We start from the raw sequence: 2,041 nt of genomic DNA on the forward strand, positions 1-2,041 counted from the left end.
GATATGGGCAACCAATTCCAATACTGGTTCGGCTTGCCGAATTTCTACCCCATCACCCGCTATAATCACAGCGTCCACTATGCGATGGCCGTGTGGCAACTGGGGCTGGCGGTGAAGCAGGCCAGCCAGGGTAACGCCGTACAGGCAATGCCCACCCGTCAGCCGACGAGTGGGGCGCAGCCTAGCCTGCGCTGGGAATAAACGTCACGCTGGGGCGTTGCCGTTATTGCGGATCAACGCCTGATACCAGTAGAAGCTGTCCTTCTTGATGCGCGTCAACGGGGTGGGATCGAACTCACCCCGATCGATATAGACAAAGCCGTAGCGCTTCTTAAAACCATCGCTCGAACTGAGCACATCGATAAAGGTCCAGGGGTTGTAGGAGATAACCTGTGCACCGTCCTGAATGGCGAGCCGCATCTGCTCGATGTGATCGCGAATATAGGCAATGCGATAGTCGTCGTGCACCTTACCGTCCGGCGTGAGTTCATCGCGTGTACCCAATCCATTCTCTGTCACCATCAGCGGTAGCCGATAGCGTTCATGCAGTTCACGAAATGCCAGGCGAAAGCCAATCGGATCGATCTGCCAGCCATATTCTGTTGCCTTCAGGTAGGGGTTCTTTTCACGCTGATAGTAACCGGGGATTACGGACGCCAAACGATCGCCCGTTTCGTCTTTGATGCGCTCAATGTCCTGTACGCTGATGTCTGCCGGGCAGGCGCTGGCAACGTTGGTGCGATAGTAGTTAAAGGCGATGAAATCCGGCGCATGCTGGCGCAGATAGTCAAAATCACCGTCTTCCACCTGCGGATACCAGCCGTGCTGTTGCAAAAATGCGGTGTAGTAACCGGGATAGTCGCCATAGCAATGCACGTGCAGCATGGCGTGGTTGCGCAGATCGTGGTTGTGACGCGCGGCTAAAACATCTTCAGGGCGCGGTGATGCCGGGTAGATAGGCACATAGGAGACCGCCGGACCAATCTTCGCCTGTGGCAGCAGTTCATGGCAGGCTTCAATCGCCTTAGCGGTCGCCAGAAACATGTGATGGTTCATCTGATAGCGGCGGCGATCGGCCTCGTTGGCGTCCAGACCCTGCAATCCCATAAGCACATCCACTGACAGCATCAGGTTCTGTTCGTTAATGGTCAGCCAGTATTTCACGCGGTCGCCAAAGGCGCTAAACAAGGTGCGCGCATATTTCTCGAAATCGGCGATGGATTCACGCGCCAGCCAGCCTCCGTACTTTTTATTCAACCCTTCCGGAAAATCGAAATGGTACAGGGTGACGATGGGTTCAATGTGGTGGTGGCGCAGTTCATCAATCAGTGCCAGATAAAAATCAATCCCAGCCTGATTCGGCTCGGCTTCATCGCCATTGGGGAAAATACGGGTCCAGGCGATGGAAAAACGGTAAGAGCGCAGGCCCAGTTCGGCCATCAAGGCGATATCTTCCCGCCAGTGGGTGTAGTGTCCACTGGCAACTGTGGTATCAGCCTGTTGATGAGATTTCAGCAACGCGCGCGTGTCCGCGGTGGAAAGCCCTTTGCCATCCTCCAGATAGCCACCTTCTACCTGAAAAGCGGAGGTGGCGGCGCCCCACAGAAAGTCGGCGGGAAAGTCAGTTTTTATCTTGTTCAGCATGCAATCACCTTGGTGTAGTAGAAAATGGTCATGAGTAAATGTGTTCTCGCACGGTGCGGCTTTTTACCGCCTGTGCCTGATACAGCGCCACGTTGTCCGGCTGCGGCGAGAAGCGCCATGTGTGTTGATGGCGGGCAATCTGTTGGTGGGCTTGCGCGTAGCTGCGGTAGTGTTGCAGCGTGACCACCGCAGAGATCCAGGCACCCGCCGCCGTGGCGTTATCCTCGAGTGCCACCACCGGGCGGTTGTAAATATCTGCCTGAATCTGGTTGAAGGTGCCGAATTGGGTGATGCCACCCGCGGTGTAGATATCGGTTATTTCCCCCACCAGCGGGGCGATGCCCTGAATCTGGTGATGAAGTTCATGGGCAATTCCTTCCAGAATGGCGCGGGCGAA

Annotated in this window: 3 protein-coding genes; 1 reads left to right on the forward strand and 2 read right to left on the reverse strand. The window is 55.7% G+C overall.

The features are described 5' to 3' along the window. On the forward strand, nt 1-201 hold a 201-nt coding region (locus J5224_RS25670; RefSeq protein WP_264628025.1), incomplete at its 5' end, for a lytic murein transglycosylase. Nucleotides 202-204: 3 nt separating this feature from the next. On the opposite strand, the gene J5224_RS25675 is transcribed toward J5224_RS25670, so the two are convergent. Beyond that, nucleotides 205-1,644, reverse strand: a complete 1,440-nt coding sequence (locus J5224_RS25675) for a glycoside hydrolase family 1 protein (protein ID WP_264628026.1) — start codon at nt 1,642-1,644, stop codon at nt 205-207. 28 nt (nt 1,645-1,672) lie between these two features. Further along, on the reverse strand, nt 1,673-2,041 hold a 369-nt coding region (locus J5224_RS25680), incomplete at its 5' end, for an FGGY-family carbohydrate kinase (protein ID WP_264628027.1).

The organism is Candidatus Symbiopectobacterium sp. NZEC135, assembly GCF_025962695.1.

Coding starts and splice junctions, on each gene's coding strand:
- J5224_RS25675 (WP_264628026.1), bottom strand. CDS start 1,644: ATGCTGAACAAGATAAAAACTGACTTTCCCGCCGACTTTCTGTGGGGC.